This is a genomic window from Paenibacillus oryzae (genome assembly GCF_001675045.1).
GTDB classification, from domain to species: domain Bacteria; phylum Bacillota; class Bacilli; order Paenibacillales; family Paenibacillaceae; genus Pristimantibacillus; species Pristimantibacillus oryzae.
Map to the genome: position 1 here is coordinate 15994 of NZ_LYPA01000028.1, position 16939 is coordinate 32932.

General features: G+C 45.6%; 16 protein-coding genes and 1 pseudogene. 10 read left to right on the forward strand and 7 right to left on the reverse strand.

Annotation, left to right across the window (positions count from 1 at the left end; genetic code table 11):
• The first annotated feature begins 13 nt into the window (after window positions 1-13).
• The 3 genes from A7K91_RS02915 (at window position 14) to A7K91_RS02925 (ending at window position 2889) form a co-directional block, all read left to right on the forward strand.
• Window positions 14-1099 (forward strand): Gfo/Idh/MocA family protein, encoded by a 1086-nt coding sequence (locus A7K91_RS02915; RefSeq protein ID WP_082967195.1) that lies wholly within the window; start codon window positions 14-16, stop codon window positions 1097-1099.
• A gap of 126 nt (window positions 1100-1225) precedes the next feature.
• Complete coding sequence (locus A7K91_RS02920) at window positions 1226-1756, forward strand: sigma-70 family RNA polymerase sigma factor (RefSeq protein ID WP_169833368.1); 531 nt, start codon at window positions 1226-1228, stop codon at window positions 1754-1756.
• Complete coding sequence (locus tag A7K91_RS02925) at window positions 1753-2889, forward strand: DUF4179 domain-containing protein (protein WP_068679506.1); 1137 nt, start codon at window positions 1753-1755, stop codon at window positions 2887-2889. The genes A7K91_RS02920 and A7K91_RS02925 overlap by 4 nt, the downstream gene beginning before the upstream one ends.
• Before the next feature lie 22 nt (window positions 2890-2911).
• Here the strand turns inward: A7K91_RS02925 and A7K91_RS02930 are convergent, their stop codons facing one another.
• The 5 genes from A7K91_RS02930 to A7K91_RS02950 all read right to left on the reverse strand — a co-directional run bounded on the left by A7K91_RS02930 (window position 2912) and on the right by A7K91_RS02950 (window position 8736).
• Entirely contained in the window at window positions 2912-4108 is a 1197-nt protein-coding gene (locus A7K91_RS02930; RefSeq protein WP_068679508.1) for a Ger(x)C family spore germination protein, read from the reverse strand.
• A complete protein-coding gene (locus A7K91_RS02935; RefSeq protein ID WP_068679510.1) occupies window positions 4101-5204 on the reverse strand; it encodes a GerAB/ArcD/ProY family transporter in 1104 nt (367 codons plus the stop codon). Before A7K91_RS02935 ends, A7K91_RS02930 begins: the two co-directional genes overlap by 8 nt.
• A 21-nt stretch (window positions 5205-5225) precedes the next feature.
• Window positions 5226-6854: a spore germination protein gene (locus A7K91_RS02940; RefSeq protein ID WP_068679512.1), complete on the reverse strand. Its 1629-nt coding sequence runs from the start codon at window positions 6852-6854 to the stop codon at window positions 5226-5228.
• Window positions 6855-7081: 227 nt separating this feature from the next.
• The gene (locus A7K91_RS02945) at window positions 7082-7687 is read right to left on the reverse strand and encodes a DUF1349 domain-containing protein (protein ID WP_211274502.1); all 606 of its coding nucleotides are present in this window, start codon (window positions 7685-7687) and stop codon (window positions 7082-7084) included.
• Between the two features lie 122 nt (window positions 7688-7809).
• A complete protein-coding gene (locus tag A7K91_RS02950; RefSeq protein ID WP_068679516.1) occupies window positions 7810-8736 on the reverse strand; it encodes a tyrosine-type recombinase/integrase in 927 nt (308 codons plus the stop codon).
• A 977-nt stretch (window positions 8737-9713) separates the two neighbouring features.
• Here A7K91_RS02950 and A7K91_RS02955 point away from each other — a divergent pair.
• The 4 genes from A7K91_RS02955 to A7K91_RS02970 all read left to right on the forward strand — a co-directional run bounded on the left by A7K91_RS02955 (window position 9714) and on the right by A7K91_RS02970 (window position 12425).
• Complete coding sequence (locus A7K91_RS02955) at window positions 9714-10058, forward strand: YojF family protein (protein ID WP_068679518.1); 345 nt, start codon at window positions 9714-9716, stop codon at window positions 10056-10058.
• 19 nt (window positions 10059-10077) lie between these two features.
• Window positions 10078-10752 (forward strand): bacillithiol biosynthesis deacetylase BshB2, encoded by a 675-nt coding sequence (gene bshB2 / locus A7K91_RS02960; protein WP_068679520.1) that lies wholly within the window; start codon window positions 10078-10080, stop codon window positions 10750-10752.
• A 207-nt stretch (window positions 10753-10959) separates the two neighbouring features.
• Entirely contained in the window at window positions 10960-11430 is a 471-nt protein-coding gene (locus A7K91_RS02965; protein WP_068679522.1) for a DinB family protein, read from the forward strand.
• Window positions 11431-11696: 266 nt separating this feature from the next.
• Window positions 11697-12425, forward strand: a complete 729-nt coding sequence (locus tag A7K91_RS02970) for a hypothetical protein (RefSeq protein ID WP_068679524.1) — start codon at window positions 11697-11699, stop codon at window positions 12423-12425.
• Between the two features lie 100 nt (window positions 12426-12525).
• Here A7K91_RS02970 and A7K91_RS02975 read toward each other — a convergent pair whose 3' ends face one another.
• Window positions 12526-13254: an EcsC family protein gene (locus A7K91_RS02975; RefSeq protein WP_068679526.1), complete on the reverse strand. Its 729-nt coding sequence runs from the start codon at window positions 13252-13254 to the stop codon at window positions 12526-12528.
• Between the two features lie 215 nt (window positions 13255-13469).
• On the opposite strand from A7K91_RS02975, the gene A7K91_RS26935 reads away from it, so the two are divergent.
• From A7K91_RS26935 to A7K91_RS26945, 3 genes and pseudogenes are all read left to right on the forward strand, one after another.
• Window positions 13470-14093 (forward strand): glycoside hydrolase family 78 protein, encoded by a 624-nt coding sequence (locus A7K91_RS26935; RefSeq protein ID WP_245697189.1) that lies wholly within the window; start codon window positions 13470-13472, stop codon window positions 14091-14093.
• 164 nt (window positions 14094-14257) lie between these two features.
• A pseudogene (locus A7K91_RS26940) lies at window positions 14258-15540 on the forward strand (family 78 glycoside hydrolase catalytic domain); the annotation flags it as partial.
• A 117-nt stretch (window positions 15541-15657) separates the two neighbouring features.
• A complete protein-coding gene (locus tag A7K91_RS26945; RefSeq protein WP_245697208.1) occupies window positions 15658-15942 on the forward strand; it encodes an alpha-L-rhamnosidase C-terminal domain-containing protein in 285 nt (94 codons plus the stop codon).
• 38 nt (window positions 15943-15980) lie between these two features.
• On the opposite strand, the gene A7K91_RS02985 is transcribed toward A7K91_RS26945, so the two are convergent.
• The gene (locus tag A7K91_RS02985; RefSeq protein ID WP_068679528.1) at window positions 15981-16583 is read right to left on the reverse strand and encodes an AraC family transcriptional regulator; all 603 of its coding nucleotides are present in this window, start codon (window positions 16581-16583) and stop codon (window positions 15981-15983) included.
• Window positions 16584-16939 lie beyond the last annotated feature (356 nt).

The following is a 16939-nucleotide window of genomic DNA, read 5'->3' on the forward strand; positions in this document are numbered from 1 at the left end:
CAGAGGGGAAAAAATGATGACTAAATTAAAATATGCACTGATCGGCGCCGGCGGCAACGCGGAGAAAAAACATATTCACGGATATCTTTCGCTGGAGAATGTTCAAGTAGCATCCATATGCGACATTGATCTGGATAAAGCCTCCAAAATGGCGCAAAAATATAATGTGCCTAGCGCTTACCAAGACTATAAGGACATGTTTGCAGCTGAAAAGCCGGATATCGTCAGCATCGTAACGCCAAATTTTCTGCATGCTGAAATTACTGAATATGCTTTATCGCAAGGCGCGCATGTCCATTGCGAAAAACCGCTTAGCATCAATGCGGAGGAAGCAAGACGAATTCTGCAGGCGAGAGACCGGTACGGCAAGCTGGTTATGATCGGCTTAAATAACCGGTTTACCAATGAAGCTGTTTTTCTTAAAAAATGGATCGACGATGGGCATTTGGGCGACATCTATAGCGCCAAAGCCGGTTGGGTGAGAAGGAGCGGCATCCCTGGCAGAGGCACCTGGTTTACGGACAAAAAGCGCTCCGGCGGCGGTGTCATGATTGATCTTGGCGCCCACTATCTGGATCTGGCTCTTTATTTGATGGATCGTCCCAAGGCATCCTATGTAGCGGGAAAAACCTATCAAAACTTCATACATACGACGGCTAGGAATCGAAATGGCTACAAAGGAATCGAAGGAGGCGTCTTTAATGTCGAGGATGCCGCGATTGGTTACGTGGGTCTGGACAACGGCGCATCGTTGTCGTTTGATTTCAGCTGGGCGTCCAATATCGAGGAGGACCGCTTTTATGTCGAGCTGATGGGTACAAAAGGCGGAGCCAGCCTAGTCAACGGAACGTTGAAGCTTTTTGGGGACAGCTCCGATATTTGCCTGGATATTACGCCAAAGCTGAAGCTTAACCCTCAATTGCAATTATTGAATGAATTCAGGCATTTTGTTGATGCCATTGCTCAAGGCCGTCAAACATTGGTTGCTCCGGCGGATGACGGGTTGTATTTTGCACAAATTGTTGACGCTTTTTACGAAAGCGCGGAAAAAGGATTGCCTGTACAGGTAGTATCTGCTTATCCCGGTGTGCTGGTATAAACAAGTTAACATTATGCTATAGCGGCAATTTCTCTTATCGGGAAATTGCCGTTTTTTTTCGTATGATGCAACCGATCGGCCTCCCCGTTTATCTAATGGATAGAACAAAGAAAGGAGATGCATGGCTTGGATGGAATACAAACGGTTATTAAAGCGCAAAAGGGCTCTCGCGAAGCCTTTTCCGAATTAGTGCGCGCTCATGAATCGTATCTGTACGCAGTCGCCAAAGGACTGATGCGGTCGGAACCGGATATAAGGGATGCGATGCAGGAAAGCATCCTTCTGGCGTACCAGAGTATCGAAAATCTAAGGCAGCCCGCCTACTTCAGGACCTGGCTCATCCGGATATTAATAAACGAATGCCGGCGTATATGCAAGCAAAACAACAGAACCGTGCCTATTGAGCCAAAGGAAATGGATGTTCGAATAAGCAGCGGTATGGAGTCAGATTTGGAGCTGCTTGATTTGCTGGATGGATTGGAAAACGACTTGAAGGAGGTCATTGTTTTGTATTACGTAAATGACATGTCCGTCAAGGAGGTTAGCGAAATTCTTAATCTTTCCCAAAGCAATGTAAAATCCAAGCTGCACCGTGCACGCTTGAAGCTTTCCGTCTTGTTGAAGCAAACCGAACCCAGGGAGGTCTCTGTACAATGAATACGAATGAACTGGATGATCGTTTTGTTCGCGCCTTATCACATGATCAGAATCAAATGCCGCCAGAGTTAAAGGAGGAGGTGGAGGCTTTGCTGCTTCGTTTGCCAGAAAGAAATACAATAAAACCGCGTAAATGGACAACGATGAGGATTGCCGCCGCCAGCCTATTTCTGGTTCTCATGCTTGGAGGCACGGCAGTGCTGAGCTCGCCTGCGCTCGCTGAAGCGGTCAAGCAGAAATGGCAATCCATCTTCGAACAATCCGGTGATCCCGCATTAATACCAGAAATCAAAGAAAACGAAATGGACGTTTTAACTGAAGTAGCGGATGCAGGCTACACATTAAGGATTCACGAAGCAATGTATGACGGCATTCGTCTTTCCTTTAGTTATTCGCTTTCTCATGCTGAAGGCATTCCGTATGATTCATGGGTGGAACCCAAGTTTGTACTTGACGAATCACTTGACCAAAATTACCCCGGTATTGTGATGGCGGATAGTTCTGACGCTCGTGGAGAGCAGAAAACGGGTATCGTCAAATACTTTTTCACCAGACAAGCGCCCGATAAATTTATGTTAAAAGTGGATTTGCGAAGCATTCTGATTCATGATCTCTCCGATCGCGAAGAAACCATTGAAGGGAATTGGAGCTTTGAATTGCCGCTTGCCAAAAGCGGTGAAGTTAGTGACTCTATTGTGAAAATCCCTAACCCCATCCAGCATGACGATGTTATGTTTAAAATTAATCGTATAAAGAGCGCCGAGCGCTCTACGGCTTGGACGTTTCGCTGGGAGTATCCCGAAGAGCTACGTCCCAATGCTTTTGATGATTATGCCCCCCGGTATAATATCAAATATCAAATTAAGGTGGATGGGCAACCATTCGAACATTTTGCATTAAGTGGCGCAGGAAGCACGGGAAGGTTAAAAATAAACGATAAGCCCATCCCGGGCAGATTTTACAATGAACATACGCTGGTCACGGAGGAGTTGCCTCCGGCGTTCAAAAAAATAGAAGTCACCCCTGTATTGCACACCCGCACCAAAGATAAAGAAACCGGTTTATGGAGCGAAAAAGTCGAGACGCTTTCTGTTTTTTCCATTACGGCCGATCGTCTTGAATCTGAACAATAAGGCGCAGAAAGGATGACGTATTTTATTCATCAGTAAATGAACCAAATTCGGTAATTTTTAGCTCATAATCAAAGGTTACTTCGGTTTTGCTGAATAGGTCATCCCAATCGTCTTTAATACTTTTCCAGAGACGGGGATCTTTAAGCGCCAGCGCTTCCCCGAAGCCTGCAACATCAACCTTGTAGACGGACTGAAGCTTATGCATCAGTTCGTCTATTGTTTGTTTTAGTTTGGCTTTAAAAAGCTCCTCAACTTCTTTTATATTTGATTCATCCTTCGTATAATGGCCTTTACTATTCCAAATTTCAATCAGACGGCCTTCCGTTTTGATTGAAACGTGGAAGGCTATTTTCCCGTCGTTCACATGGACTTTGGTTTTGCTTTTCATAGACTTGATTTCGTAGGTAATGGGTTCATTGTCCCGATCATAGGTTTTGATAACGCCGGCGTGACCTTCATTTTTAATCCAGGCCAAGCCTTCGGTATCCTCCTGGTTCAAATTGCCGATCCAATGACCGGTCGAGCCTTTGATGATCCCCACGCCGGAAAACTCTGTTTCTCCCTTGGCGGTTTCGAGATTTTGCAATACCAGGCTTCTTTTGGAATACATCAAACCATCCAGCTTGGACAGCGTTACCGCTTGAATGACCTTGCTTGTTCTTGACCGGTTACGAATCATACCATAAATATGGAAAGCGGGGATTTCGTTAGGCTGCGAAGAAATAAGGGTATTTTGGGCTTTTCCCCGGCTTATGAAAACCAGGGTACTGGGCCTTATATCATTATCCCGCAATACAAAATCCATTAATTGCTCGATGGTTTGCTTTTTTAGTAAATCGCTATTTATAACAATAACCTTTAAGTGATGACCGATAATCGGCCGATCCCTGCGAATTGAAAATTGACGAAAAATTTCGAGAATGGAATCGCCGCTTGCAGAAATATTTATATAATGCTTTGGCGCAATCATTTTTTTCTTTTCATCGCCGCTCGTTGATTTGGTAGGAACAATTTGGATAGTCGCCATTACTTTGTTTTTTTTGGAATAGGTGGCGCCCTTGGCCTCAAACTCTTCTTCGACGGGAGCCGGTTGGCCAACATCCAGAGCCAGGCCTGCATACAGGGCCAGGTCCTCGATTTCCTTGCTGCTCCAGCAGCCCGTTAAAAGAAGGAAGGAGAGGAGAATTAACAGAAGCAAGCTTTTTCTCCATTTAGACATGTTGCTTCAATCCCTTCACGCGAATCCACCACACAAGGCTAAGAAGTACGGTTGTGAGCAAAAACAGCCATACACCCATCATGCCAATTGCGTCGCCCAAAGCAAACAGATCCTGACGGCTTTTGGGTACCATCGTGGACAAAAAGATCAATGGAACCATAATGAATATCATCGTTTGGTAGGACACCTTAAAAAGCTGGGATACGCCAAGAGATGCTTGAAAGAAAAAGCTGCAGAAATTGCAAAACATTTGCATCAGCCAGATGACCATCAATGGAAATTCAAGCCGTTCCACAAAAAATCCCGTAATTTCAAAGCTTCGGATCAAGTCGATTGTTGGCCACGTGCTGGTTATTACGGTGTTGATGGACAAGCCGCCAACAACAAGTACAATGGTGAGGAAATAAAGACCAAAAGGAATTGCAATGCCGCCTAACATCGCTTTTGTCGCTTGTTTGGGATTTTCCATAAAAGCAACGATGATCATGACGACCTCGCAGCCGGTATAAATCAAAATTGACGATTTCAGCCCTTTTAGCAGCGGCATAATTCCGTCCCCCAATGATGGCCTCAGATTGCTGAAATCAAAGATGCGCAGGCTGAATCCATAAGAAACAATCAAAAACAAAATGGTAATTGGAAAAATAATTTGATAGACACGCGCGATTGAATTTATGCCGCCGCTCACAAGATAAGTGCCCGCCCAAATAAAAGGCAGCACGATTGCCCAAATCGGAGTACCCTCCAGCAGAAAAAATAAACCCACTTCTGCCAAGGTGCGAATTTCAAATCCCGCAATGATAATAAAATAAAGGATCAAAAGCAAGCAAAGGATTTTCCCCGGCCACTTGCCAACAATTTTGCCTGCGAATTCAAAGATCGTTTGCCCTTGAAATTTCAGGCAAAGGCGCACCATAAGCAATATGACCGGCATAATGACGAAGCCGCCAATCAATATGGTAATCCAGGAGTCAGGGGAATCCATAGCTTGAGTAACGCTCCGAGGCATTGTCAAAATACCGGCGCCAAGCACAGTATTGGTCAAAAAAATGGTTGCTTGAGAGGCTGTTATTTTATCATCATTTCGTTTGAACAAAGTAGGACCTCCTATAGCGGTTTACGTACTTTTTCGTCTGTTTCTTGTTTTAAACATGGCTGGCCGCTTTTTCATCAGGGTAAAGGGTACGCGAAGGAATATATCCTTCCAGTCCTGCAGCCTATAAGGAGTGAGCGGTGTCAAATACGGCACGCCAAAGCTTTTGAGCTTGGTCAAATGGCTGCACATGAGAAGGAAAAACAAAATCGTTCCGTACATGCCCAAGACGGCGGCAAAAATCATGCCGACAAACCGGAGCAATCGAAGCGTAAACCCGGCGCTGTACGTAGGAATCGAGAAAGAGGAGATGGCCGTAACAGCTACAACAATGACCAGAAACGGGCTTACAATCCCCGCTTGAACAGCCGCGTCGCCAATGATCAAACCTCCAACGATACCCATCGCCGGACCAATCGGTTTGGGCAATCGAATGCCGGCCTCCCGCAATATTTCAATAGCAACCTCCAGAATCAGCACTTCAATGAGCGATGGGAATGGAACACCTTGTCTCGTTTCAATAATCGTTATGGCAAGCTCGGTTGGAATGAGACCGGGATGGAATGAAATAAGGGAGATGTACAGAGCCGGCGCCATTAATGCAAGAAATGCCGCCAGGAAACGGAGCATGCGCAGCAGCGTGCTGGGCAGCCAACGCTCATAATAGTCCTCCGGCGATTGAAGGAGCATCGTGAAGGTTGCCGGTACGATTAAAGCAAATGGCGTCCCGTCAAGCAAAATTCCGATTCGTCCCGCCACTATTTCATTGATCACCCTGTCGGGCCGTTCTGTATTCTGCACCTGTTGAAACGGGCTCAAATAATTATCTTCGATCAGCTGCTCTACATAACCGGATTCCGCCAAAAAATCCATGTTCATTTTTTCAATGCGGCTGTCGACCTCGCGCAGCAAATCTTCATTGACGATATCCTTCATATAGGCGATGACAAGGTCCTTTTTCAGACGAGTTCCGACTCGATACGTCTTCATAACTAATTGATCGGTAAAGCCTTGGCGGCGAAGCATGGAGGTGTTTTCACTCAGCACCTCGGTAAAACCAAGCCTCGGGCCGCGCAGCAGTGCTTCGGATACCGGCTCTGTCACTGCCCGGTTCGCGCCGTCCGGCAGCTCGATTAATAGGCCTTTTGGAAAACCTTCAATAATGAGGCCCGTATGCCCAAACAAGACAGACCGGTTAAAGGCTCCGATATCGCCAGCTTCAATCAAGCTTTCAAAAGGAAGGAGCTCGGCGGCTTTAAGCGGCAACCCCATATCCTCTGCCGTAGCTTCAAACATCAAGTACTCAAGTACTTTGACATTAAGAAGGCGGTCATTTTGCATGCCGTCCACATAAACCAATATGGCACGGCGATTCAGCTTCGCCATTGTAAATTCTCTTGTCCGAAAATCACAATTGCCGCCTATTAGCTCTTGAATGATCTCCATGTCTTTTTCAAAGCTGCCTGTAAAGGGGACATTTACTTCGTCGGGTTCTTTTTTTTCATTAGGTCGATTTACATTGGGACTTGGCGTTTTGCCGACAAAATGGTAAAGCTTTGTGTACAAAAAATACAATAGGAGAGGCACTGAAAATGCAATGAAGGCTTGAATAAAAATAATCCAATCGGGGATGTATTTGATAACGGCTGACATAGCTGATCCCCTCCAAAGAAAATGGCCGAAAAGGCGCTTTTTTGAAGTTTCCCAAGGTTTTCTTGTTTTTATGCAGGGATCATCAATTCAGATACGCAGAAAATCTATGCTATGAGGGGAGTTATGAAAAATGGAGTTTGGCTTTTGCAGCTTTTAACGTAAAAAGCCGCATCTCATTTGTTTAATCACGAAACAAATGAGACGCGGCTTATGACACTGGTCTGTCGCTAAACGCCCATTCGGATATTCTTGACAGATTTCAATTCTAAAGAGAAATGCTCATATACTCTCTCGCCGCCTTGGCCCAAGGGGGCCTGAGCCAACAAACCAACCTTGACCGTCTCCTCCACAGGCAAACTGAAGAAACGCATCATATCGAACTTTCTGCCATCCAGGGAATAATGAAAGGCAAAGGAATTGCCCAATCGAGCGATTTGAAGCCAAACCTCTTTTGCGTCAATATTACAGCCATTGGCATCATCCGATACCTCATTCGTTACTACGCTAACGACAGCGTTGGTGTCGAAATCCGTAAGCTCAAAACAGGCCTTGGCCCATACATGCAGGTCTTTCATAACCATCACGGAAGCGGAGTCATAGGTTTCTTTAAACTCGTGGCTGACCTTCACCTTCATGACGAAATCGCCCGTTACCTCCGTATAGAAAAAGGGGGCGTTAGTTAAATTCTCAGGTGTGATACCAACTTCGGCTGTTGGGGTATGATTGCAAAAAAAATCGCTTTTTTTAGTGGCATACATGATGAGCGCATCGTTTCGAAAGGAAATGCTGCTTTCATTCATCCATTTAAAGGCATCAAAATTCGTTTGTCCCACGTTTATTTCCCTCCCAAGTTCCATCAAATGTAAATCTATATACTAACATTATAAGGAAACGAGATGAAAATAATAGTGCAAACACAGGAAAACTAGAAAAATATTTAATGATTCTATATCCGTCATCCAAAGGAGGGAATGGAAGGTCGAACCGTTTGCATGGCCCGTTCCTTGGCTTCATCCAACACATGTGTATAAATTTGCGTAGTCGAAATATCCTCGTGACCAAGCAGCTCCTGCACAGCGCGCAAATCGGCTCCGTTCCGCAATAAATCCGTGGCGAATGAATGTCTTAATTTATGAGCGGACAAAGCTTGCCCTGCAAATTGCGGGTATTCCTTGACGAGCGCCGCAAAGGTCTTTTCAGCGACAGCTTGTACCATTCGTTGGCTGATCCTTCGTCTGAATTGGGAAACAAAAAATGCCGGGTTGTCCCGCAGGCTTCGAGGCTCGATCCGGTCGTTAAGCGCCGATTGCAGCAGCTGATTTATTTCAGGAGGGAGGGGGAGATAACGCCATTTGTCTCCTTTACCCAACACCGCGAGCACAGAACCCTCTCTATCAAAGTCCGAAATGTTCAAGCGAACAATCTCGCTTACCCGAAGCCCCGCATACGCCATTAATGCCATAATGGAAACATCGCGCACCAAATATCTGCCTTGTACGAGATGGAGGCAGGCATCCAGAAACGGCTTTTGCAAAAAAGCCGGCTTTCGGTTTTTTTCCACCTTTGCTTTTTCAATGTCCATAGCAGGATTATAGGCTGCTTCTTTAAATTTAATCATGACTTTATAAAACAGACGGATTGCGGATTGGCTACGATTACGGTAGCGGGGGCCGGCGCCGGTTTCGCGAATCCTCGTCAAATGCTTCATCACATCAAGATCGGTAACCTGATCAATGGGTTTGCCTTCGATGCTAATCAAGAAATGTCTCAAATCATGCAAATAACCTTTTTGCGTTGCTTTGGAATATTCGCGATCCTTCATATAAATCTCAAAAAGCTCCATTTTTGATTGAAATGACTCCCAATCTTCATTGAACTCCATATCATTATCTCCTAAATGATTGTTTTAAACCGAAATTGCATTAAATATAGATTTAATGCAATTTTAGTATAGCAAAATGGCAAGCTTAAGACCAGATAAAGGGGATGCGTAGGGGCCTGAACTCCACTCTCAGCCTAAGAGCGGCCAAGCGTGCAAGAAAAACAACGTTTATTATGAAGAGGATGCTATGATATTGCGAAAGGAAGTATTTTTTTTTATACGGAATAGAGTTGCATCCGCACATTGAGGGGATGAATGAGATGAAGAGTGAGATAAAGAGTGAGATAAAAGTGGGATGATGGATTAAGGGAGAAACGGCGTGTTCAGCCTATGCAACTATTAATTAACTCTATTATTTAATGTAGCTAATTATCTCCACATCACTGGAATTTTAAATAATTAACCCTATTAAATATAAAGACAACCTAATACGCAGCGCTTGTTTGCACCATGCAATGCTTTGCTGTATACCGGCTGTGGCTGTCAGTCGCATATTGGAGCAAGAGTGCCTACTGAAATACGTGAGAAATAGTTTGGAATGTAGAGGAATTATTGACGTGATTCCACTTTTATTGGACTTACACGATCGTTACATAAGCGCTCTTTTCCGGTCAATTATGACCGTTACAGTATGATATAGTTAGGTTATCCTGGAGCAATGGTCACCCGTGTCCATTAGAGCTCAAAAGCGACACATATGGACGGGATTTAAGGGTGTTACGGACGTCAATGTCCATTACAAACTCAATTTCTATCAAAAGCAGCTCCTAAAGGACATTTTTGTCCGCAGGAATGAAGCGCCACATGAAACCCTTTTCCGGCACTCTTGAAAGAATGTCATAATGTTTTATAGCGGGCTGAAAGCTTTTGTTGCCTATTGGAATGCCTTATCTGGATTGAAGCAAGTCGATCGTGGTAAAATTGCTTTATGACTAAAATTTATTCGTAGGTTCATTAACGATAAAAAGGAGACCTTTATGCAGCCCATTCAACCTCAAGAGATTCAAACCCGAATCAATAGTCTGGCTGACCAGGATTTATATGTGCATCTGGAGCTGACGACAGGAGCTTATGCCAGCCATCTGGACAATTCGCGTCACCCCGCATCGGCCTTTATTTCCAATGCAGTTATCCAATACACCAATGGCTCTATATCCGGGGCAGGTCCCTATAGGGTAGGACTAAAAACAACACAAGGCTGGATTTATGCCGAAGGCTTGACGCATGTTGACGAAAATGAGCATGAACGGCTTATTCTTGCCGGGCATGACAACCAGGGTAAACTGGTGGTTGCGCTGCAACTAAGCCGGGAAAGCTTCTGAATGAGAGGAAGAAAACAAAATGGATAATTTAATAACACGTCACCAACGCATTCTAGTTGTTTTTCCCCATCCGGACGATGAATCCTTCACTGCGGCCGGATCAATAGCGATGGCCATTGAAGGCGGCTCTCACGTCACCTATGCTTGTTTGACGCTGGGGGAGATGGGACGGAACATGGGCTTCCCGCCTTTTGCGAATCGAGTGAACTTGCCTACAATCCGCAAAAAAGAGCTGGAGGAATCGGCTGAGGCCATTGGCATACAGGATTTAAGGATGCTTGGTTTTCACGACAAAATGATTGAATTCGAAAATCCTGATGTGCTGGACAAGGTTATCGGCCATTTACTGGAGGAGCTTCAGCCAACGCTCATTTTTACGTTCTACCCAGGTTACAGCGTACATCCCGATCATGACGCAACGGGCGCCGCTGTTATTCGAGCAGTTAAAAAGCTCCCGGCTGAAGAAAGGCCCCTTGTTTATTGCAGCGCTTTTTCCAGCGGTCACGAGCAAGCCATTGGGAAAGCGGACATCATTATTGATGCAAGCGCGTTCCTTCCGCAAAAAATGGCTTCCATTCAGGCGCATCGCACACAATTTCAAGCAGCGGAGCTGGTTGGAAACCAGGAGCTTAACAGCAAAGAAATCAAAAGAAGATTTGGCAGGGAGTCATTTTGGACATATCGTTTTGAATAAAAAGTTCCATAACTTTAATTATGTAAACTGTCAGCATTTGCTGGCAGTTTTTTTCTGTTTTCTGACGCTTGTTACTATTCGCTATATACGCCGCCATTTATACTTTTTCTTGACGTAAGGAAATATAATAGTTATTATAGACATCTAATATCCTTATATGGAAAATAGTTCTGTTGTCAAAAAGGATATCAAAAGGAGAGCAAAAAGATGGATGTATTCAAAAGTCAGTATGAAATGATCCAACGCACAAGAGAATCATTATTTCGTTTTTGCGAAACATTGACCCCCACGGATTATGTTAAAGAAATAGAAACCTTAGGCGGGGTTTCGATTCGCAGTTTGCATGTTCATGTAGCCGATTGTTATCGGGTATGGTTAGGGAATCGTGCCCTCGGTAAATCACTTCCCAAAATAACCCCGAAATCCGTTGGTAATGTTCAGAGCATGCGTGAAATTTTTAAGAACACGGATGAACTGGTTTATGAATTTCTAAATGACTTTAAAATCAAATGGGACCCAACCATTCATGTATCCTGGCAGAGTGACAGTGTAGAGTTAACTGAATTATGGTTATTTTCACATACCATTACCCATGAATTTCATCATAGAGGACAAATTGTAAAAATGGGCAGGCAACTCGGGTATATCCCGCCGAAAATGAACCTCGCTAAACTTTAGTCATTTCATGGAGATACTTGCAGTAAGTTTAAGTCACCTCCTGAGGGGTACAGGTGCGATTGTAGACAATCGCTAGGCTGCCGAGTCTCGGAAACAATGGATTCAAAATGGAAGTAAGAGTATAATATGGTAATGCGGTCATACGTAGATCATATTTTGAGGCGAATTTTTTGTTTGTGTGCTTGAGCGTTCAAGCAGAATTTGATTAAGGAGGAAAGGTCATATCAGGATCAAATAAAAAGAAAACAAACCTGATCATTTCGGCAATGCTGATTTTGACAACAGGGTTAGTGACATGGTTTGTAGTTTCTAAAGGACAGGAAAATTCCAGAACCGTATATATTCCGTTTACGTATTCACAAGCGAAGGAAATCGATCCGGAAGGTCTGACCGCAGCAATAATGAACGCTATCGGCTATCCTGATGCCGTCCCAATTGTAACTGTATTTGACCGTTTTTCTGTCAATGTCTACAGCAAGCCGGCAGAGCCTGAAAAGGATTTGGGCATAGGCCAGGTTGCCTTCCGTTTTACCCTGAACGTTCCGGGCAAAAATGGTGACAGACAACTCGCCTATGAAGCTAATAATTCCATAGACAACGAGCTGGCAATCCTTTACCTAGGAGAAATTGAATATAGCGGACTGCCCAACGAAATTCGCCACCCCAAAAGCGGCTACGTATTGGCCGACTTGTTTTCTTCCATTCGGGATTTCCCGGCAAAAGCCTATCGGGAGTTGACCCAATATGGAGCAGAACATGCGGATGTCTACCAGATCAGTTTTAATGACAGGCTTCGGGCTGCAGAGGAATTATCTTACGATACGAATGGCCTCGTGTTGCTTGAAAATATCGATGGTATTCCGCTATTAATAACAAATATGCAGTGGGGAGCGGTTCGCGATGAATCCCTTGCCGTCGATGATCCCAAGCGTTATTCCAGCATGGGAGGCCAAAATGGAATCAATCTGAACTATTACTTCCGCCAGACAAGCTAAAAAGCAGCCATTGGTTAAGCTGCGCCTTTATCGTTAGTGGCAACAAGCGATAGAAGCGCAGCTCAGCTCCAATAGGCTGCTTTTTTCATTGATACTGCATTTATGAGTTTAAACGGCGCAAACGATAGGCGTTGGCTGCGATTTCGCGAAGGTCGCCAAGAATGCTGTAATTGGCCCAAGCTCCGGCCACGGCTCCAATACCGGGAACCATTTGCAGCATTTTCCGAAAGTCGATCGCATCGCGGTATTCCATCTGGAATGTCTCCCAATCCATCTGTTTGGTATAGTCGCTGTCGGATTGCCATCTTGTTTTCTCATGCTCCCAATAGTTGATGGAATGGAGCAGCTCCGCTCTTTTATCAGGCCCCGAAAACGCCATCTGAAAAACCTTCAGTACAAAAACCCGCTCGGAAAACTGTCTTGTATCATACCCGTACACATGAGCAAGCTCAAACAAATATTTCATTTTGATTGCAATTAAAGCAGGGAAATCCACCATGCTGAGCATAATGCCTCCGGCGCCAGTGCCCGCGCCGGAGGCCACCGCGATTTTTTGATAAAGGGAAAACAGCTCGTTTGCCTCTCTATCGGCGTGCTCCAGGTCCGTAAATACAGATACGGGTCTGCGGGGCGTATATTCTGCGCCAAACAGAGCTGTGCGGACTATGGATTTGATAGTCGTTGTAATGGCGGCATGTATTTTGGGAGGAATGATGCCGTTAATCCGCGCGCCTATGGATTTGGATGCTTTCTCCAGCAAGCCAGGCGCTTTGAACAGTCGTCGCTCCCAGTCGGCAAGTTCCTTGCGTACCCTTTGTTCGTAATACATCATCAATCGCTCCTCTGTTGAACTCCCCCTAATTGTAAAAGCTATCTTCGTCATACGAAACAGACTTGAGCTGGTTGCATTCCCCGACAAAAGTCCAGCAGGCTGAAAAATGTCATGTTTACCGCATCAAATGTCCTGATTGCATAATGTTTGGAGCTGCTTTTTGCTCTAAAGTAAAGTCATTACGACGAATTTAGATGAAGGGAGCCATCTATATGTTATCAATTAGTCAGCTTACTTGCGAATACAAAGTTAATCCTCTTAGTATTGATGCAGGAGCCGCTCCGCGCATTAGCTGGAAGCTGAAATGCGATGCAAGAGCCTGTATGCAAAAGGCTTACCGCATTCAAATCTCCGCAACCGTGAATTTTGACCAGTTATTATGGGACTCCGGCCAAATGAATTCCACCCAATCCGTACTCGTCGAGTTGGATGGTCTTCAGTTGAAAGCCAGGTCACGCTATTATTATCGCGTAAAAGCATGGGACAATGCGGGGAGGGAGAGCCCTTGGACAGAACCTGCCTTTTTCCAAACCGGCCTTCAAAATCCGGGGGACTGGGAGGCTGAGTGGATCGCTGCTCCAGAAAAACGATTGAGGGCTGGCGTCTGCCCGCAGCTGCGCACGTTTTTCCATATTGACAAAGAGATCGCAAACGCAACCATTTATGTTACCGCGCTTGGCTTATATGAGCTGCAGCTCAATGACGAACGAGTGGGGGAGCATTATTTTACGCCGGGATGGACCAGCTACGCCAATCGGCTGCAGTACCAGACCTATGATGTGAAGGATTATTTGCATATGGGCAAAAATACATTGGGCGCATTATTGGGAGACTGAACGATGACAGCATGGGGCGCTGGCATGAGGTGGATTTGATTCCACACAGCAAAACCATCCTGGTACCGCAAGAAAATGAACCTGTAACCAAAATCGAATTTATCAAGCCGGTCCAATTATGGCATACGCCGGATGGCGAGCTGGTGCTGGATATGGGCCAAAATATGGTCGGTTGGCTTCTCTTTGAAGTCAGAGGACAGGCTGGTCAAACCGTAGAGCTAATCCACGCTGAAGTGCTCGACAGTCAAGGCAATTTTTACAGGGAAAATATTAGGGCAGCACAGCAGCTATTCAATATACGTTGAAGGGAGAAGAAAACGAGGTTTTCGAACCCCATTTCACCTTTCAAGGATTTCGGTACGTTCAACTAAAAAATTTTGGCGGCGATGTTTTGCTTGATGATTTCACAGGTGTTGTTATGCACTCCAGCCTGGAGCGGACAGGAAATTTTGAATGCTCGGAGCCGCTCATCAACCAGCTTCATCACAATATATTGTGGGGGCAAAAGGGTAATTTTCTGGATGTGCCTACCGATTGCCCGCAGCGGGATGAGCGAATGGGATGGACCGGCGACGCTCAGGTCTTTGTACGTACGGCATCCCATCTGATGAACACAGCTCCCTTTTTCACAAAATGGCTTAGAGATTTAAAGGCGGACCAAACCCCTGAAGGTGGCGTTCCGTTCTATATTCCAAATCTGAAGGAATCCTACTCTATTGAATCCAACTGGGGCGAAACCCATCATTCCTCCGCCGCTTGGGGCGATGCGGCTGTCATTTGCCCTTGGACGATTTATGAAATGTACGGGGATAAACGGCTGCTGGCCCAGCAGTATGAAAGCATGAAGAAATGGATCGCCTACATCTATGATCAAGGCGACAATCCTTACCTGTGGAATACGGGATTCCACTATGGCGACTGGCTTGCTTTAGATTCGGATAAGGAGGGATGGGACGCTTATTTTGGCGCAACTGACCGCCACTATGTCGCTACCGCGTTTTACGCGTATTCCACATCCCTTGTTCAAAAAGCAGCGGCCACTTTGGGTTATGCCGAAGACGCAGACTATTTCCAAACGCTTTACGACGGCATCGTCCAAGCTTACCGCAATGAATATGTAACTTCAGACGGCAGCCTCTCCGTGCCTACGCAAACCGCCCATGTTTTGGCGCTTCATTTCGGTTTGGTGGAGGGTTCCGTCAAGGAAAGCGCGATTCAGAAGCTGAAGGATTTGCTGGCCGAGGCAGACGACCATTTGAAAACGGGTTTTGTTGGCACGCCTTATTTGAACCCCGTTTTAAGCGCAACTGGAAACAATGAGTTGGCCTATCGGCTGCTTTTTCATACCGATTACCCGTCATGGCTGTATCAAGTGACCAAAGGCGCGACAACAGTATGGGAGCATTGGGATGGCATTAAGGAGGACGGCAGCTTTAAAGATGGAGGGATGGTTTCATTCAATCATTACGCCTATGGCTCCATCGGGGAGTGGCTGTATCGCTTTGTAGTCGGGATCGGGCCGGACGAAGGTAAACCGGGCTTTAAACACATCCATTTCAAGCCAATGCCGGGGCCAGGTATAAGCTATGTCAAAGCAAGCCTGGAGACGATGTACGGTACTGCGGCATGCAACTGGAACTTGACGGATAATGGAACCATGGAGCTTCACATTACGATTCCGCCCAATACAACGGGCGAGGCCATATTGCCTGCCGCCAAGCTTGAGGGATTGCTTGAAAGCGGCGGACTCGCCCTCAAGGCTGAAGGCATAACCGGTATAGAAGCTTGTGAGGATGGCGTTAAGGTGGCGCTAGGCTCCGGCAGCTACATCTTTTCATACGCGCTCTAAAGAATAAAACGTCTCCTGGCCATGCCGCCGGGAGACGTTTATTTATTCAGCTTGCGAAATTGGGAAGGCGAAAGGCCAACTATCTTTTTAAATACAGCGTTAAACGCTGCGCTATTCCGATAGCCGACCAACTCGGCGATATGGCTGACTTTATATGACGAATGCTGCAATAGCTCGCAGCTTCTTTGGATGCGGACCTGTTTTAAGTAAGCGCCAAACGGCTGGCCGAAATGCTTTTGAAACAAACGCTGCAGATGCCTGTTGCTCCACTTAGAGATTATGGACAAATCATGTAAAGTAAGAGGGAGATGGAGATGCTTATCTATATACGCAATGACATGGGAAAAGTCCGATAAGTGATTTTCTGTTTCTTTATGCACACTGTTTGCCAGCCGGTAAACGGCAATAACAAGCTGGCTTAAATAAGCCTGCATCAAACTTGAGTAACCGGGACCCGGTACCAGCTTTTCGCGGTACATTGCCATCAGGAGGCGCTCGATTCCGCCATCGCTGTCGAATACGGAAAAATAAGCCTGCTTCTGAACCGTCATTTTGGTTAGATGCCCGATGATAGCTTCCTCCAAATGCGAGGACAGATGCTTTACCATGTCTTTGTGAAACAGGCAGTTGTAAACAATCAAGCGTTGATTCTTCTCGCCGGGAGAGGATGGCCTGAATACATGGGATGCGCCTAACGGAATCGCAAACAACAATCCCTTGTGCACGGGAAATGAAAAGGGACCTCAAAGTCCTCCGGATAACGAACGATATCAAGAAGGGGCTCATTGGGCAAAAAATAATGGCTTTGAAACAAGGCTGTGGCCTGATTGATCGGAGTCGCCTCCTTTTAAATAGTTGCTTTCATTATAGTGGAACAAAGGGACAAAAGCCACGAAACCGCCAGACTAAAAACAACATTGACAGGACGGCAGACGGTGTCTCATAATCTAAACGGCACCAAAATGAAAAGATAAACGCTTGGAATAATAGGAGAAGG